The following is a 17,019-nucleotide window of genomic DNA, read 5'->3' on the forward strand; positions in this document are numbered from 1 at the left end:
TCAGGCACCGCTCAGCGCTGCGGCGTCGGTCCGGACACTGCCGTCGGAGACGTGGCCGTTAGCACCCTCGTCACCTGCGGCGAATCCGTCACGGGCGTGACCGTTCTGGTCCGCGGCGCTGCGGCGGACCTCTTCGATCGCCCAGTACACCGCTTCCGGCGTCGCCGGCGCGGCCAGCTCCACGCTGATCCCGCTCGGCCCGAACGCGCCGGCTGCCTGTCGCAGCGCTTCGCGCACGGAGAAGGCCAGCATCAGCGGAGGCTCACCCACGGCCTTGGAGCCGAAGACGGCGCCCTCTTCGTGGGCGTTCTGCATCAGCGAGACGTTGAACTCCTCGGGCATCTCCGAGAAGCTCGGGAGCTTGTAGGTGCTCGCGGCCTGCGTCAGCAGACGGCCTCGGTTGGGCCCGTCGGTGGCGTCCCAGCGCATGTCCTCGAGGGTCAGCCAGCCCGCACCCTGTACGAAGCCGCCCTCGACCTGACCGATGTCGATCATCGGGGAGAGGCTGTCGCCGACGTCGTGGACGATGTCCACCCGGCGGATGCGGTACTTGCCGGTGAAGCCGTCCACTTCCACCTCGGTCGCGGCAGCGCCGTAGGAGAAGTACTTGAACGGGGAGCCGTGGAACGCCTTGGCGTCCCAGTGCAGCCCCTCGGTGCGGTAGAAACCGGCCGCCGAGAGCTGGACGCGCTGGAAGTACGCGGCGCGCACCAGGTCGTCCCAGGCCAGTTCCTTGTCGCTGCCGAGGACCCGCGCGACGCCGTCGACGATGCGCACGTCCGAGGCGTTCCCGCCGAGGAGGGTGCCGGCCACCTGACGCAGCCGCTCAGTCAGCTGCTCACAGGCGTTCTTCACCGCCGCGCCGTTGAGGTCCGCGCCGGAGCTCGCCGCGGTGGCCGAGGTGTTGGGCACCTTGTCCGTCCGCGTCGGGGCGAGGCGCACCTTGTTCAGCGGGATGCCCAGGGCCGTGGCGGCCACCTGCAGCATCTTGGTGTGCAGGCCCTGGCCCATCTCGGTGCCGCCGTGCGTGATCAGGACGGAGCCGTCCTTGTAGATCAGCACGAGGGCGCCGGCCTGGTTGAAGGCCGTGAGGTTGAAGGAGATGCCGAACTTGATCCCGCTGATCGCGAGCGCCCGCTTGGTGTTCGGGTGCGCGGCGTTGAAGGCCGCGATCTCGCGCTTGCGGTCGGCGATGCCGGCGTCGGCGTGGACCTGCTCCCAGATGGCGGTGATCCGCTCGGCCTGGGGAACCGGCTGCCCGTACGGCGTCGACTGGCCCTGGCCGGGCTGGTAGAAGTTCCGTTCCCGCAGCTCGGACGGGTCCAGGCCGAGGAGCGGCGCGACCCGGCCCAGGATGTCCTCGATCACCAGCATGCCCTGCGGACCGCCGAAGCCGCGGAACGCGGTGTTGGAGGTCTTGTTGGTCTTGGCGATGCGGCCGGCGACCCGGGCGTTGGGGATCCAGTACGTGTTGTCGATGTGGCAGAGCGCACGGGCGACCACCGGCTCCGAGAGGTCCAGGCTCCAGCCGCCGTCCCCGGTCAGGGTGGCGTCCAGGGCCTGGATGCGGCCCTCGGCGTCGAAGCCGATCTTCCACGTGGCGTGGAATCCGTGGCGCTTGCCCGACATCGTCAGGTCCTGCGTCCGGTTGAGCCGGACGCGGACGGGCCGGCCCGTCAGCAGGGCGCCGAGCGCGGCAATGGCCGCGAACCCGTGCGGCTGCATCTCCTTGCCGCCGAAGCCGCCGCCCATCCGCAGGCACTGCACGGTGACCTCGTGGCTGTGCAGGCCGAGGACGTGCGCGACGATCTCCTGGGTCTCCGACGGGTGCTGGGTGCTGCTCTGGATGAACAGCTGCCCGTTCTCGTCGACGAGGGCCAGCGCGGCGTGCGTCTCGAGGTAGAAGTGCTCCTGGTCGGAGAACTGGAACTCGCCGGTGAAGACGTGCTCGGAGTCGGCGAAGCCGGCGTCGATGTCGCCGGCCACCATCAGGGGGCGGGCGCCGTGGAAGCTCTCGGCCGCGATCGCCTCCTTCACGGTGATGATGGAGGGCAGCTCTTCGAGCTCCACCTCGACGGCCTCCGCACCGAGGCGGGCCGCTTCCAGGGTCTCTCCGAGCACCCAGGCGACCGCGTGACCGTAGAACATCACGTGGTCGGGGAAGAGCGGCTCGTCGTGCTTGATACCGGCGTCGTTCACGCCGGGCACGTCGGCGCCGGTCAGCACGCGGACCACACCGGGCACGGCGAGCGCGGGCTCGGTGCGCAGGGCGGTGATCCTGCCGTGGGCCTTCATGACCTGGACCGGGTAGGCGTGCAGCACGTCCTTGGTCCGGTAGACCAGGTCGTCGGTGTACAGCGCGGTGCCGGTGACGTGCAGGGTGGCGCTCTCGTGCGGCATGGAGATGCCGACGACAGGCTTTTCGGGGAGCTCTGACAGATGACTCATGACGACACCGCCTCGGTGGTTTCAGCGTGCAGCTTCAGCAGGCTCTGGCCCAGCATCGCGGAGCGGTATAGGGCGCTGGCACGGTGATCGCTCATCGGCGTGCCCTCACCCCGCAGCTCGCGGGCAGCGGCCTCGGCGGTCTCGCGCGTCCACGGCTTGCCCTCCAGGGCGGCCTCTGTGGACAGGGCGCGGATCGGGGTGGCGGCCACGCCGCCCAGACCGATGCGGGCCTTGCGGACGATGCCGTCCTCGATGTCGAGCGCGAAAGCGACCGCGACGCTGGAGATGTCGTCGAAGCGCCGCTTGGCGATCTTGTGGAACCCGGTGACCGTCGACAGCGGCAGCGGAACGCGCACGGCGCGGATCAGCTCGCCGGGACGGCGCACGCTCTGGCGGTAGCCGGTGAAGTAGTCCGCGAGCGGAACCTCTCGCTCACCGTCGGCGTCGGCGAGCACCAGCGACGCCTCGAGCGCCAGCAGCACCGGCGGGCTGTCACCGATGGGAGAGCCGGTACCCAGGTTGCCACCGAGGGTCGCGCTGTTGCGGATGAGCCGGGAGGCGAACTGCGGGAACAGCTCCGCCAGCAGCGGGACGCTGCCGTCGAGACGGCGCTCGATCTCGGTGAGCGTCTGCGCCGCGCCGATCAGGACGTGGTCGGACTCGACCCGCAGTTCCCGCAGCTCGGGCAGCCGGTCGATCGCGATCGCGTACTTCGCACGACGGGAGCGGATGTTGACTTCCACGCCCCAGTCGGTGCTGCCCGCGATGACCTGCGCGTCGGGCCGCTCGCGCAGCAGCTGCGTGGCCTCGGCAAGGGTGCCGGGGCGCACGAAGGTGCTGTCGTCCTGGGTGTACTCGGTCTCGGCCGGAGCCGGCGGGGCCTCGTCGCGGCGCTGCGCCAGGACGTCGTCCTCGGCGGGCTCGCCGACGGCGTACGCGGCGTCGCGGATCGGGCGGTAACCGGTGCAACGGCACAGGTTTCCGCTCAGCGAGTGCAGGTCGAACCCGTTCGGACCGTGCTCGGGGTCGTCGTGGTCCGCCGGTTCGCCGTGCGCACAGCGGTCGGGCCGGTAGTACTCGGAGGCCATGCTGCAGATGAAGCCCGGCGTGCAGTAACCGCACTGGGAGCCGCCGCGGACGGCCATCTCCTCCTGCACGGGGTGCAGCGCGGTCGGCTTGCCGGTTTCGTCGACGGTGGCGAGGCCTTCGGAGGTGATGACCTCCTGGCCGTCGAGCGACGCGACCGGGACCAGGCAGGCGTTGACCGCAACCCAGTCGGTCGGCTTGTTCACGCCGGGACGGGCCACCATGATCGAGCAGGCGCCGCACTCACCCTCGGCGCAGCCCTCCTTGGTACCGGTGAGGCCGCGGTCGCGCAGGAAATCGAGCACCGTGGCGTGAGGAGAAGCCGGTGCGATCGGGGTTTCCTGGCCATTGACCGTAATACGCGCCGCTACCATGGCACGTCCTCATTTCGGCGCACGGTGGATCGGACTATCTTAGTAGCCATTTCAGGAGCTTTCTATTTCGGGTGGCGCAGCTCGAGAACCCGGAGCGCAACAAATGGGGGCGCAACGACGTGCCTAAGCGGTGGCGGAGATGCAAAGATGCCCGGGGCCACAGAAAAGGGCACACCGGGAAGGGGCTGTTCAGCAGCCGTGTGCTACACGGCCCGGAGCCCAGGCGATCTTGTGAGCGAGGCGAAGCAGCTCGGAGATGGTCGACATCCGACTTCGCCTCCTTCGGTAGCTCACGAGTCGTTGAGGTCGAATTTACGTTGCCGTAGTACTCAGGTCAAGCCAATCCTGGGTCGATCCCCTGAAGCCCGGCCCATGCCTGCGGCGGGTCTTCGTACGCGCAACCAGTCGCGTCGCAGCCGCCCCTTTGATTCACTCCTCCCGCCCCGAGTCCCCGCCGCCCCGTCCGGTGCTTCCCCGTGCTCCCCGATGCCTTCCGGGGAAGCCCCGAATAATCACGTGCCCCGGGGAAACCCGCTCCCTAGACTCGCCGTGCGCGCTGCCGACAGAGCACCGCGCACCTCATGCCGAACGAAGAGAAGGGGAGCCCCGCCATGTGCACGCAGCACACCGCGACCTGGGCTCCCCCGTCCCGGTACGACGTGATCCCGGTGTCTCGCAGCGCGCGGTGCCGGCTGCGCGGCCGTCACCGTATGCCCGTGACCCACTTCTAGGCTCCCGTCCCCTCCCGCTCTGCGTACGCCCCCTGTCCCGGCCTCTGCCGGGACGGGCCGGGCGGCGGCGCCGCGGCTGCCCCGGGACGGAGCCACGGGTCACCGATCGCGCTGCCCTCTTCTTCGCTTCTTTCTGTCGAAAGGTCCCGGGCCATGCGCGCCAACGGTCGACCCCTCACCACCACCTCCCCCACCGCCGTCCGCAATCTGGGCATCCTCGCCCACGTCGACGCCGGCAAGACCACGATCACCGAACGCGTCCTGTTCGCTACCGGCGCCATCCACAAGCGGGGCGAGGTCCACGACGGAACGACCGTCACCGACTTCGACGCCCAGGAGCGCGACCGCGGCATCACCATCTTCGCCGCGGCCGTGAGCTGCACCTGGGGCGGACACCGCGTCAACCTGATCGACACCCCGGGTCACGTGGACTTCTCCGACGAGGTCGAGCGCTCCCTGCGGGTCCTGGACGGGGCGGTCGCGGTGTTCGACGCCGTCGCCGGGGTCGAGCCGCAGAGCGAGACGGTGTGGCGCCAGGCCGACCGGCACGGGGTTCCGCGGATCGCGTTCGTCAACAAGCTGGACCGGGCGGGCGCCGACCTCGACACGGCCGTCGCGTCCATCCGCGAGCGCCTCGGCACCGTTCCCCTGGTGGTGCAGCTGCCCATCGGAGCGCAGGACTCCTTCCACGGCGTCGTCGACCTGCTGCGCATGCGCTCGCTGCACTGGCACGCCGGCGCCGACACCTACGAGGAGGGGCCCGTCCCCGAGCCGCTGCTGGAGGAGGCGCGGCAACGGCGACGGCTGCTGGAGGAGACGGTGGCGGAGCTGCATCCCGAGGCGCTGGAGGAGTTCTGCGCCACGACGGCGCTGTCGGAGCGGACCCTGGTGCGCGCCCTGCGGGAGCTGACCCTGCGCGGGGACGGACTGGTGGTGCTGTGCGGCTCGGCGTACCGCAACCGCGGGATCGAGCCCTTGCTGGACGCGGTCCTGGCGTACCTGCCCTCTCCCGCCGACATGCCGCCCGTACGGGGCACGGCCGACGGCGTGGAGCAGGAGCGGTCCGCCGATCCGGCGGAGCCGTTCGCGGCCCTCGCCTTCAAGGTGACGGCGACCGCGACCGGGCGCCTCACCTACCTGCGGGTCTACGCGGGCACCCTGCGCAAGGGCGCGACGGTACTGGACGGAGCCACGGGGCGTACGGAGCGGGTCGGCCGGATCCTGCGGGTCCAGGCCGACCGGCACGAGGAACGGGAGGAGGCGGTGGCCGGTGACATCGTCGCCGTGATCGGGCTGAAGGCCGCCCGAGCGGGCACGACCCTGTGCGCGCCGGGTGCGCCGCTGGTCCTCGAACCGGCATCGGTGGCCGAACCTGTGGTGTCGGTGGCGGTCGAGGCACGTCGCAGCAGCGACACCGGCCGGCTCTCGTCGGCTCTGGCGCGACTGGCGGAGGAGGATCCCTCGCTGGTGGTGCGGTCGGACGCGGAAACCGGCCAGACCGTGCTGTCGGGGTTGGGCGAGCTGCACCTGGAGGTCGCGGTGGAGAAGATCCGCAGTGGCCACGGGGTGGAGGTCGCCGTCGGCCGGCCGCAGGTCTCGTACCGGGAAACGGTCGTGCGCGGGGTGAGCGGCCTGGTCCACCGGCACGTCAAGCAGGACGGGGGTGCCGGCCAGTTCGCGCACGTCGTCCTCGACGTCGAGCCGCTGGCGGAGGGGTCCTTCGAGTTCCGCTCGACGGTCGTCGGCGGCCGCGTTCCGCAGGAGTACGCGCGGGCCGTGGAGGCCGGATGCCGCGATGCGCTCGCCGAGGGCCCGATCGGCGGGTTCCCGGTGACGGGGCTGAGGGTCACGCTCACCGACGGGGCGACCCACTCCAAGGACTCCTCGGAGATGGCCTTCCGCGCGGCGGGCCGGTTCGGGCTGCGCGAGGCCCTGCGCCAGAGCTCGATGGAGCTGCTGGAACCGCTCGTCGAGGTCACGGTGAGCGTTCCGCAGGACGGCGTCGGCGGCGTCCTGGGTGATCTCGCGGCCCGCCGCGGCCGGGTCTACGGATCCACGGCCGAGGCCGGGAGCGCGGTGATCACGGCGACCGTGCCGCTGGCCGAGCTGTTCGGCTACGCGTCCCGGTTGCGCGGCCGGACCCAGGGCCGGGGCACCTTCACCACCCGGCCGGCCGGTCTCGCACCGGTCCCGGCCGCGGTCGCGGGGGCGCTGCCGCTCCGGTGACCACCCGGCGCTGCCCGCCGCGCCGCGCCCGCCCGCCCGTCCGCCTGCCCCGCCCTGCTCCCGCTCCCGGGGGCCGGGCGGGGCGGGCCCTGCGGCGCTACTGGATTCTGGCCCCCCACCCCCGTGGGAGGGCTCCGCTCCAGCCGGGACTTCCCGTACGTCCGGGACCCGGTTCGCCGCCCGTACCGTCCGGGAACGATCACCACTCTATGGCCGGAAAGATCGCCGGACCCCTGGCAGCACGCGCCAGCAAGGGGACCGATCGCGCCACGGGGGGACTCTCCGCGCCACGGGGCCGGTGAGGGTGTCGCAGAGGTCAGACCGGGGTGTAACCGCGGTCCCGGACGTGGTCGTGGGTGAGGTCGGTGAAGGCTCGGGCCGCGGCGCTCCGGTAGGCGTTCTCGCGCGCGAGGAGCGCGACGGTACGGGTGGGCAGGGGCGGCTCCAGGGGGACCGGGGTGAGGTGGGGGTGGTCGTGGGTGACGGCGTCGGGCAGCACGGTCGCGAGTTCCGTGCGCTGGACGATCTCGGTCAGGGCCTGGATGGAGTTGGCCTCCACCGCGATGCGGGGCCGCACCCGGTGCGCGGCGAAGTAGGTGTCGATGTGCCCACGGGTTGCGAAGTCACCGCTGAGCAAGGCGAGTTGGCGGCCTGACAGACCGGATGCGGACACCGGTCCGGGTGCCGGTTCCGCTCCGGCGGCGGTGACGAGGCCGAGGGTCTCGGCGTACAGCGGGGTCGCGGTGATGCCGGGCAGGTGGGGGCCGTGGAAGGCGATGCCGAGGTCGAGTTCGTCGGCGAGGAGGCCGGCCTCGATGCGGTCCTGGGCCATGTCCTTGACCTCCAGGGTGATGCCGGGATGGCGGGCGTGGAGCTCGGCGGCCAGCGGCCCGACCAGGTAGGCGGTGAACGTCGGCGTCACGGCCAGCCGGAGGTGGCCGCGGGAGAGGTCGGCGACGTCGTGGACGGCGCGTTCGGCGGCGGCGAGGTCGCGCAGGGCCCGGCGGGCGTGGTGGACGTAGGTCTCGCCGGCGTCGGTGAGGCGGACGCTGCGGCCGGTGCGGTCCAGCAACTGGACTCCGACGGTGCGTTCGAGCTGTTTGATCTGCTGCGACAGCGTGGGCTGGGAGATGCGCAGGTCTTCGGCGGCGCGGGTGAAGCTCGCGTGTTCGGCGACGGCGAGCAGGTAGCGCAGGTGACGGAGTTCCAGGACCATGGGTTCGACTATAGATGAGATCTATAGGAGGCATGGCTATTGCGTCTTGGACACTATAGATGCAGGTGATGCATGGTGGATCTCGTCGGCCCCACGGGGTCGGCAGCCACCGAAGGGAGTGACCATGCAAGACCTCACCGAGGGCGTCGCGCAGTTCCGGCGGGACGTCTATCCGGCGAAGGCAGACCTCTTCGCCCACCTGGCGACCACCCACCGCCCCTCCACGCTGTTCATCAGCTGCTCCGACGCCCGTGTGGTGCCGGAGCTGATCACGCAGAGCGAGCCGGGCGAGCTGTTCGTCATCCGTACCGCCGGAAACCTGGTGCCCGCCTACACGCCCGGTTCCGACGGGGTGGCGGCCAGCATCGAGTACGCCGTCGCGGTCCTGGGCGTGCGCGACATCGTGGTGTGCGGGCACTCCGCCTGCGGCGCGATGACCGCCCTCGCCGAGCGGCACGACCTCAGCGGCGCCCCGGCGATCGCCGGCTGGCTGCGCCACGCCGACGCCTCCGTGGCCCGTACGGCCGCCGAGGCCGACGTACGGAAGGTCGACGCCCTGGTGCGGGAGAACGTGCGCGCCCAGCTGGCGAATCTGGCCACCCATCCTTCGGTGGCCCGCGCCCTGGCCTCGAACGCGGTCACCCTGCGCGGCTGGGTCTACGACATCCCCGCGGGCAGCGTCGAGGAGCTCGACGCCCTGCGCCCGGCCGTCCCCGCGGCCTGAACGCCGACTCCCCGCCCCTCTCCCCCTCCCCGCCGTTCACCTTCCCCCGGTGAGCGGCACACCCGAAAGGAAGCCCTCCCATGGTGCACGCCCAGTTCGACAACACCGCCCGCCAGGTCCTGGCCGCCAAGGCCGTCGACTCCAAGATCCGCAAGGACCTGTCCTGGCAGGAGATCGCGGACGCCGCAGGCCTGTCGGTCGCCTTCGTCACCGCCGCCGTCCTCGGCCAGCACCCGCTGCCCAAGGCTTCGGCCGAGGCCGTGGCGGGTCTCCTGGACCTGGACGCCGACGACACGACGGTGCTGCAGACCATCCCGATGCGCGGATCCGTCCCCGGCGCCGCCCCCACCGACCCGACGATCTACCGCTTCTACGAGATGCTCCAGGTCTACGGCACCACCCTGAAGGCACTGGTGCACGAGCAGCTCGGTGACGGCATCATCTCCGCGATCAACTTCAAGCTGGACGTGAAGAAGGTCGCCGACCCCGACGGCGGCGAGCGCGCGGTCATCACCCTGGACGGCAAGTACCTGCCGACCAAGCCCTTCTGATCGGCCGCGGCCGACGGAGCCGGGCGCCGGGCCGCCCGTCAGCGGTGGAGCTGTCGGGTCCAGTCCTCGGGCACCCGGCCGGTGGGGCCCGGGACCGGCTGGTCCGACGGGTGCTCGGACGGCGGGGTCAGTTCGGGGCCGGCCTCGTACAGCTCGTTGCCGGCGTAGTCCCAGAACCAGTCCTCGCCCGGTTCGTAGCTCTGCACCAGCGGATGACCCGTGGTCTTCCAGTGGGCGGTGGCGTGCTGGGCGGGCGAGGAGTCGCAGCAGCCGACGTGGCCGCACTGGGCGCAGCGCCGCAGGTGGAACCACCAGCCGCCCACCGCGTCGCAGTCGGTGCAGCCGGTGCCGCTGGGCGGGACGCTCGGGTCGACTCCGTCGATGGCGGTCATACGGGCTCCTCGTGGGTCTCGGTTCCCGGCTCGGCGTCCGGTTCGGCATCGGTTTCCGGGGCGGTCAGCGGCAGCAGGACCTGGAAGCGGGTGTCGCCCGGCACCGACTCGACCTGGAGGCTGCCGTGGTGCTTGCTGACGACGATCCGCCAGGAGATGTCCAGGCCGAGCCCGGTGCCCTCGCCGACCGGTTTGGTGGTGAAGAAGGGGTCGAAGATGCGGCTGCGGATGTCCGCCGGGATACCGGGCCCGGTATCCCGGAACTCCACCAGCAGCCGGTCCCCCACCCGGGCCGTGCGGACGGTGAGCGTGCCCTCGCCGCCCGTGCTCCCGATGGCGAAGACGGCGTTGTCGATGAGGTTGGTCCACACCTGGTTGAGCTCCGCCGGGTAGGCGGGCACGTCCGGCACGGAGCGGTCGTACTCCTTGACGACCCGGATCCCGCGACCGATCTTGCCGGAGAGCATCAGCAGGGTGCTGTCGAGGAGTTCGTGGACGTCGACGACCCGGTGCGGGGCGCGGTCGAGCTGCGAGTACTGCTTCGCGGCGTCCACGAGGTGCGAGATGCGGGTGGTGGAGTCGTCGATCTCGTCCATCAACAGCTCGGTCTCCACCGTGTAGTTGAGCCAGCCGATGGCCCCCGGCAGGATGTCCTCGGCCACCTTCGCGGCCACCTGGTCCAGCCAGTCCGTGTCCAGGCCGGCCTGGACGAACGTCGGTGCGATGCGCCAGCCCTCCGCGATCCCGTGGTCGTCGAGCCAGTCGGAGAGTTCGTCCTCCCGGTCGGAGGCCTCCAGCGGGCTCAGCACCGGCGCCTTCGCGACGCGTTCGACCGTGCGCTCCTGGATCTCGATGAGGTCGGCGATCGCCTCGCGGGGGTAGTTGCCCTGGGAGATGTGCGCCAGCTTGTGCCGCATCTTGCCGACCCGTTCGCGCAGCGTCGCGGTGGCCCGGACGGCCGCCGCGGCCGGGTTGTTGAGCTCGTGGGTGAGCCCGGCGGACAGCGATCCGAGGGCGAGGAGCCGTTCGCGCTGTCCGATGGCCTGCTGGGTGCTCCTCGAACCGAAGAAGAGCCCTTCCAGCAGGTGCGCGGCCATCGGGAACCATTCCCGCATGACGTCCGCGAACGATTGCGCGGGCAGCACGAAGAACCGAGTCGACTCGGTCACCCGCATCGAGTTGTTGTACGTCTGGGGCACCCGGTCGCCCAGGTAGGCCTGCATCGCCCCCGCGTACACGCCGCGCTGCGAGGTCCGGCCGACCTCCACGTCGTCGCCGCCGACCCGGCGGGACAGCACGACGGTGCCCTCGATCATCACGTAGAAGCAGGTCGCCGGGGCGCCCTCGGCGTAGACCGGACCGGCGTCGAACCGCTCCACGCGCCCTTCGGCGCACAGCCGCCCGAGCTGCTCCGGGGAGAGCTTCTCGAAGAGGAACAGCGAGGCGATCTCCTGCGGGCTGCAGGGCATGACCCGCCCGCTCACGACTGCTCCAGGTACCGGTGGACGAGCATGACTGCCATGGCTCCCTCTCCGACGGCGGAGGCGACGCGCTTCGCCGACCGGGCGCGCGCGTCGCCGGCCACGAACACGCCGGGCACGTTGGTCTCCAGGTGGTAGGGCGGACGGTCCAGGGCCCACTCGGCGGGCGGTCGGCCGTCCGGGGTGAGGTCCGGGCCGGCCAGGATGAAGCCGTGTTCGTCGCGCAGCACCGTACCGTCCAGCCAGTCGGTCAGCGGGGCCGCGCCGATGAAGACGAACATCCATTGGGTGTCGACGAGTTCGCTCGCGCCGGTGTCCACGTCCCGCAGCGTGAGCTGCTCCAGGTGTCCGCTGCCGTGCGCCGCCTCGACGACGGTGCGGGTGCGCACCGTGATGTTCGGCGCCTCCTCGATCTGCTGGATCAGGTAGTGCGACATCGACGCGGTCAGGGACTCCCCGCGGACCAGCAGCGTCACCGACTTCGCGCCCCGCGACAGGTACATGGCCGCCTGTCCGGCGGAGTTGGCGCCGCCCACGATGTACACGTCCTGCTCCAGGCAGGAGGAGGCCTCGGTGAGCGAGGAGCCGTAGTACACCCCGCAGCCGGTCAGGTCCTCGCAGCCCGCGGCCTGGAGCTGCCGGTAGGAGACGCCGGTAGCCAGGATGACGCTGTGCGCGGCGATCGCCGAGCCGTCGGAGAAGCGGACCACGCGCGCGGCGCCGTTGACCTCCAGCCCGGTGACCTCGCGGGCGGTGAGGATCTCGGCGCCGAACCGGCCGGCCTGGCGGCGGGCCCGGTCCGTGAGCTGTGCGCCCGATACGCCGTCGGGGAATCCGAGGTAGTTCTCGATGCGGGAGCTCTGCCCGGCCTGTCCGCCGGTCGCCGACCGCTCGACCAGGACCGTACGCAGCCCTTCGGAGGCCCCGTACAGGGCCGAGCCGAGCCCGGCCGGGCCGCCGCCGATCACGATCAGGTCGTAGAACTCGGCGGTCGGCGTGGTCGCGAGTCCCACGTGTGCGGCCAGCTCGGGGGCTTCCGGCTCGATCAGTACGCCGCCGCCCGGGGCGATGACCACGGGCAGCCGCTGCCCGTCGGCACCGGCCGCCAGCAGCAGTCGCTGCCCTTCCGGCTCCTCGCTGGAGTACCAGCGGTAGGGCACCTGGTTGCGGGCCAGGAACTCCCGGACGGCCGAGGAGCGGGCCGACCAGTGGTGGCCGATCACCTTGGTGGCGGGCACGGGCCGGTGGTCGCTGGAGCGCCAGGCGGCCAGCAGGTCGTCGATGACCGGGTAGAGCTTCTCCTCCGGCGGGTCCCACGGCTTGAGGAGGTAGTGGTCGAGGTCGACGACGTTGATCGCGTCGATCGCCGCGTTGGTGTCGGCGTACGCGGTCAGCAGCACGCGTCGCGCGCCCGGGTACACGGCCAGGGCCTGTTCGAGGAACTCGATGCCGTTCATCTGCGGCATCCGGTAGTCGGCGAGGATCACGGCGACGAGGTCGCCGCGCAGCTTCAGCTCGCGCAGGGCCTCCAGCGCGGACTCGCCGGATTCGGCGCGCACGATCCGGTACCCGGATCCGTAGCGTCGTCGCAGGTCTCGGGCGATGGCGCGGGAGACTCCCGGGTCGTCGTCCACGGTCAGGATCACGGTCCGCGCTGTATCGGCGCCCTCTGTCATACCTCTCCCGCCCCGAGTGGCCTGGACTGGCGGCGCGGCACGGCGAACCGCCCGCGCCCGGTTCCCGCCCATCGTATGTTCGATCGTCCGGGTTCGCTCCGGGACGCCGCCGACTCGTGGTGCACCCCCTAGCCGGGTGGGCGCAGGGTCAGGCGGGTGGGTGGGACCGTCAGCGGCGGCGGCAGGCGCAGTCCCCGGGCGCCGGGGGTGAGCGAGCCGAGGACGCCCGGGTGCCGGGCGCCGGTGCAGGACGGGACGGTTCCCGGCAGGCCGTGGGCGGTGAGCCAGCCCAGGACGGCGAAGGCGTACGCCTCCTTCGTGCCCGGTGGCAGTCCGAGCTCCTGCGAGGTCCGCAGGGCCGCGCCCCAGCCGCCGAGCTCCTCGCGCAGCCCGCGCATCAGCACCGGGTTGCGGGTGCCCCCGCCCGATGCGATCACCTCGGTGGCCCCGAGGGGCCGCAGGGCGTCGGCGACGGTCCGGGCGGTGAGCCGGGTCAGGGTGGCGAGGACGTCCTCGGTGGACAGCGGTCCGAAGCCGTCCAGCGCCGTACGCAGATAGGGCAGGTGGAACAGTTCCTTGCCCGTGGTCTTGGGCGCGGGCAGGGCGTAGTACGGCTCCTCCAGCAGTCTGCGCAGCAGCGGCGGGTGCACGGTGCCCCGGGCGGCGAGCGCGCCGTCCACGTCCATGCGGCGCTCCCCGCCCGCGGGGTCGGGCCCGGCGAGCTCCCGTACCGCCGCGTCGATCAGCGCGTTGGCGGGACCGGTGTCGAAGGCTAGGGGTTCACCGCCCGCGCCGCCCGGGACCACGGTCACGTTCGCGATGCCGCCCAGGTTGAGCGCCACGGGCACGCCCGGCCGTCCCCGCAGCCACATGACGTCGACGATGCTGACCAAGGGTGCGCCCTGGCCGCCGGCGGCCACGTCGCGGGTGCGGAATCCGGAGACGACGGGGCGGCCGGTCGCCTCGGCGATCCAGGCCGGCTCGCCGATCTGGAGCGTCCCGTGCACCCGGCCCGCCTCGGCCCAGTGGTAGACGGTCTGTCCGTGGGAGGCGATCAGGTCGGCCCGCCCATCGCACAGTTCGAGATCGGCCCGGACCGCGGCCGCGGCGAAGGCCTGTCCGATGCGGGTGTCGAGCCGGCACACCGCGGCCAGATCCGTTCCGGCGGGCGGCAGCGCCCGGGCGAGCTCCGCCCGGAGCTCGTCCCCGTACGCCGTGCTGATCATGCCCAGGGGTGTGAGGACCAGCGTGTCCCCGTCCAGGGCGAGGTCGGCGGCCGCCGCGTCGATGGCGTCGTAGGAGGTGCCGGACATCAGCCCGACCACCCGCAGGGCGCTCACCTCAGCGCCCGCTCGTGGTCGTCGCCTCGCAGCGTCGCCAGTGCGGCGGCGCTCACCGCGCAGGCAGCGGCGGCGTAGTAGGCGGGAATGTCGATGTCCCCGGTCCACCGGACGAGCTCGGTGATGATCAGCCCGGCGCTGCCCGAGAACACGGCGTTGGACAGTGCGTACGCCAGCCCGAGCCCGGTGTAGCGGACGGTGGTCGGGAACATCTCGGCCAACATCGCGGGCCCGGGTCCGGCCATCAGCCCGACCGCCGCTCCTGCCGCGAAGAGGGCCGCCCCCTTCGCGTACACCGTCGTGCCGGTGTCCTGCACCAGGTGCAGGAGCGGCAGGGCGAGTACCGCGACCAGCAGCGCTCCGGACAGCATCACCGTCCGGCGCCCGATCCGGTCGCTCAGCAGGCCGGCCGGCAGGATCGACGCCGCGAAGCCCAGGTTGGCCAGGGCGGTGGCCGCCAGCGCCTGCTGGAAGGAGGCGTTCAGGGTGCTCTGGAGGTAGGAGGGCAGGACCACCAGGAAGGTGTAGCCGGCCGCCGACCACCCCATCAGCCGCCCGGCGCCCAGGGCGACGGCCCTGACCGTTTCTCCGGCGGGCGGTCTCCGTACGGGTTCGCTCCCACTGCTGACGGCCGCCACGAAGGCGGGTGTCTCCTCCAGGCCCAGCCGCAGGCACAGCGCGGCGAGTCCGAGCGGCAGCGTCAGCAGGAAGGGCAGGCGCCAGCCCCATCCGTCGAGCTGCGAGGCGGTCAGTACGGTCGCCAGCAGGACGACCGTGCCCGCGCCCGCGAGCAGGCCGAGCGCCACCGTGAAGGACTGCCAGGCCCCGTAGAGCCCCCGGCGGCCCGGTGGCGCGGACTCCGTCATGACCGACACCGCTCCCCCGAACTCCCCGCCCGCCGAGAGTCCTTGGACGATCCGCAGCAGCGTCAGCAGGCAGGGGGCGGCGACGCCGATGGACGCGTACGTCGGCAGGGCGCCGATGAGGGTCGTGGCGGCGGTCATCAGACAGATGACCAGCACGAGCGTCGGCCGGCGGCCGATCCGGTCGCCGAGCCGCCCGAACAGGGCCGCACCGACCGGCCGGAAGAAGAAGGCGAGGGCGAACGACGCGTAGGTCTTGACGAGGCCCGCCACGGCGCTGCCGCCCTCGGGGGTGAAGAAGTGCGCCGCGACGACGGTGGCGAAGTATCCGTAAACGCCGAACTCGTACCACTCGATGAAATTGCCGACGGACCCGGCCACCAGCGCCCGGTGGGATGCGGTCGGCCGGACTGGCGCGGGAGAGCGGAGCGGACCGGGGGCGGGTGCGGGCATGGAGCCAGCGTGCTGACGGGAAGGCCGCGCCACAAGTCGCCTCCGCCATCTGCCGTACGGTCCGCGATCTGCCGTACGGTCCGTGACGCCCCGCCTTGTCCGGCGCCGACGTGACCGGCCCGCCTCAGCGCCCCACCGCGCCTCAGCGCATCTTGAGCACGTGTCCGGGGGCCAGGGCCGCGGAGATGCGTTCGGCAACGATCTGGGCCGAGTTGCCCTCGGGGCTCTTGGGGCCCTTGGTCACGGTGACGGAGATCGCGAGCTTCTCGGCCGGCAGATAGGCCTGTATGGCCGCGTAGCCGGAGAACGACGGGTTCGTCAGGATCCAGTCGTCGACAACGATCACGCCGAGGCCGAAGTGGTGGGCCGCGGTATTGGTCAGCAGGCAGACGCTCGCCGGGCAGGACGCCGTCGCGTGGCCGAGGCCCACGGTGCCCGGATCCAGCTGGGTCCTGAAGGACTGCGCGGAGAGCAGTTCCCCGGTCCCGATGGCACGCGCGGACCGGTCCAGATCACAGATGTTCTGGACGAGGACCGCACCGGGGGCGGTGGTCCACGAGGGGTTCCAGAACGTGGACTCCTCGTAGGTGCCGCGCTCGGAGGTGAAGGCGTGCAGGACGGGTTCCGGGATCTGCGGCGTGTACTGGTTGCTGGTCTGGCTCAGCCCGAGCGGTTCGTACACGTGCTGGGCGAGCAGTCGGTCCAGTGGCATGCCGCCGATCTTCTCGAGGGCGGCGCCGAGGATCGCGAAGTTGGCGTGGGAGTAGTTCCAGTTGGTCCCCGGCTTGTACAGCAGCGGCTTGGCCGTCGCGATCCCGATGACTTCGGCCGGAGTCCACTTGCGGAACGGTGCGGCTTCGAGCGCCTTCACGAACGCGGGGTCGGTGACGTAGTCGTGCAGGCCGGAGGTGGAGCTGCCGAGCATCCGCAGGGTGATCTCCGAGCCGTGCGGCACGTCCGGCAGCCAGCGGGACACCGGGTCGTCGAGTGAGGCCTTGCCCTGATCGACGAGTTGGAGCAGGACGGCGCCCATGTAGACGATGGCCACCGACCCGGTACGGAAGTGCATGGACGGCTCGGCCGGGACCCCGGTCATCGATTCGCCGAGTGCCGTGGTGAGGACTTCCCGGCCGTCGGAGGAGACCCGCAGGACCACCGAGTTCAGTCCGAACTCCCGCTGTGCCTGCTGGGCGATGGTGAGGACCTCGCGGGCGTCGCCCTCGACGGGGTCGGGCGAGCTGACGCATGACCCCGGGGCCGCCGCGGCGGGTTCCTGGCCCGCGGCCGTCCCGGCCGGAAGGGCCGCGCCCGTCAGACCGGCGATGCAGAGCAAGACCGTACCCATGAGCCTCACCCCGCCAGTATGTGCGGGCGGTGCGCACGGCGCATTCGGTGGGCTCCAGCGCGGCTCCAGCAGCCGATGGAAATCCGCCCCGGCCCGCCGCGGGCCGCTGACCG

Annotated in this window: 12 protein-coding genes; 3 read left to right on the forward strand and 9 right to left on the reverse strand. The window is 71.7% G+C overall.

The window, feature by feature from the left end; all coding sequences use genetic code 11:
* Entirely contained in the window at window positions 1–2,448 is a 2,448-nt protein-coding gene (gene xdhB, locus AC3IYJ_RS03595; RefSeq protein ID WP_489399882.1) for a xanthine dehydrogenase molybdopterin binding subunit, read from the reverse strand.
* A complete protein-coding gene (locus AC3IYJ_RS03600) occupies window positions 2,445–3,908 on the reverse strand; it encodes a xanthine dehydrogenase small subunit (RefSeq protein WP_489399883.1) in 1,464 nt (487 codons plus the stop codon). The genes xdhB and AC3IYJ_RS03600 overlap by 4 nt, the downstream gene beginning before the upstream one ends.
* Before the next feature lie 884 nt (window positions 3,909–4,792).
* On the opposite strand from AC3IYJ_RS03600, the gene fusA reads away from it, so the two are divergent.
* Window positions 4,793–6,865: an elongation factor G gene (gene fusA / locus AC3IYJ_RS03605; RefSeq protein WP_489399884.1), complete on the forward strand. Its 2,073-nt coding sequence runs from the start codon at window positions 4,793–4,795 to the stop codon at window positions 6,863–6,865.
* 316 nt (window positions 6,866–7,181) lie between these two features.
* Here fusA and cynR read toward each other — a convergent pair whose 3' ends face one another.
* Window positions 7,182–8,081: a transcriptional regulator CynR gene (cynR, locus tag AC3IYJ_RS03610; protein ID WP_489399885.1), complete on the reverse strand. Its 900-nt coding sequence runs from the start codon at window positions 8,079–8,081 to the stop codon at window positions 7,182–7,184.
* A gap of 124 nt (window positions 8,082–8,205) precedes the next feature.
* On the opposite strand from cynR, the gene AC3IYJ_RS03615 reads away from it, so the two are divergent.
* Both AC3IYJ_RS03615 and cynS read left to right on the forward strand, forming a co-directional pair.
* Window positions 8,206–8,805, forward strand: a complete 600-nt coding sequence (locus AC3IYJ_RS03615) for a carbonic anhydrase (RefSeq protein WP_489399886.1) — start codon at window positions 8,206–8,208, stop codon at window positions 8,803–8,805.
* Between the two features lie 80 nt (window positions 8,806–8,885).
* Window positions 8,886–9,356, forward strand: coding sequence for a cyanase (gene cynS, locus AC3IYJ_RS03620; protein ID WP_489399887.1), 471 nt, complete (start codon window positions 8,886–8,888; stop codon window positions 9,354–9,356).
* A gap of 38 nt (window positions 9,357–9,394) precedes the next feature.
* On the opposite strand, the gene AC3IYJ_RS03625 is transcribed toward cynS, so the two are convergent.
* From AC3IYJ_RS03625 to AC3IYJ_RS03650, 6 genes are all read right to left on the reverse strand, one after another.
* Entirely contained in the window at window positions 9,395–9,748 is a 354-nt protein-coding gene (locus AC3IYJ_RS03625) for a UBP-type zinc finger domain-containing protein (RefSeq protein ID WP_489399888.1), read from the reverse strand.
* Window positions 9,745–11,232 (reverse strand): ATP-binding protein, encoded by a 1,488-nt coding sequence (locus tag AC3IYJ_RS03630; RefSeq protein ID WP_489399889.1) that lies wholly within the window; start codon window positions 11,230–11,232, stop codon window positions 9,745–9,747. Before AC3IYJ_RS03630 ends, AC3IYJ_RS03625 begins: the two co-directional genes overlap by 4 nt.
* Window positions 11,229–12,905: an NAD(P)/FAD-dependent oxidoreductase gene (locus tag AC3IYJ_RS03635; RefSeq protein ID WP_489399890.1), complete on the reverse strand. Its 1,677-nt coding sequence runs from the start codon at window positions 12,903–12,905 to the stop codon at window positions 11,229–11,231. The genes AC3IYJ_RS03630 and AC3IYJ_RS03635 overlap by 4 nt, the downstream gene beginning before the upstream one ends.
* 128 nt (window positions 12,906–13,033) lie before the next feature.
* Window positions 13,034–14,236 carry an anhydro-N-acetylmuramic acid kinase gene (locus tag AC3IYJ_RS03640; protein ID WP_489402676.1) on the reverse strand — a complete coding sequence of 401 codons (1,203 nt, stop codon included), beginning with the start codon at window positions 14,234–14,236 and terminating at the stop codon, window positions 13,034–13,036.
* Window positions 14,237–14,241: 5 nt separating this feature from the next.
* Window positions 14,242–15,561: an MFS transporter gene (locus AC3IYJ_RS03645; RefSeq protein WP_489399891.1), complete on the reverse strand. Its 1,320-nt coding sequence runs from the start codon at window positions 15,559–15,561 to the stop codon at window positions 14,242–14,244.
* A 142-nt stretch (window positions 15,562–15,703) separates the two neighbouring features.
* Window positions 15,704–16,906 (reverse strand): serine hydrolase domain-containing protein, encoded by a 1,203-nt coding sequence (locus AC3IYJ_RS03650; protein ID WP_489399892.1) that lies wholly within the window; start codon window positions 16,904–16,906, stop codon window positions 15,704–15,706.
* Window positions 16,907–17,019: the final 113 nt, after the last annotated feature.

It is taken from the genome of Streptomyces sp. GL_140 (assembly GCF_057834465.1).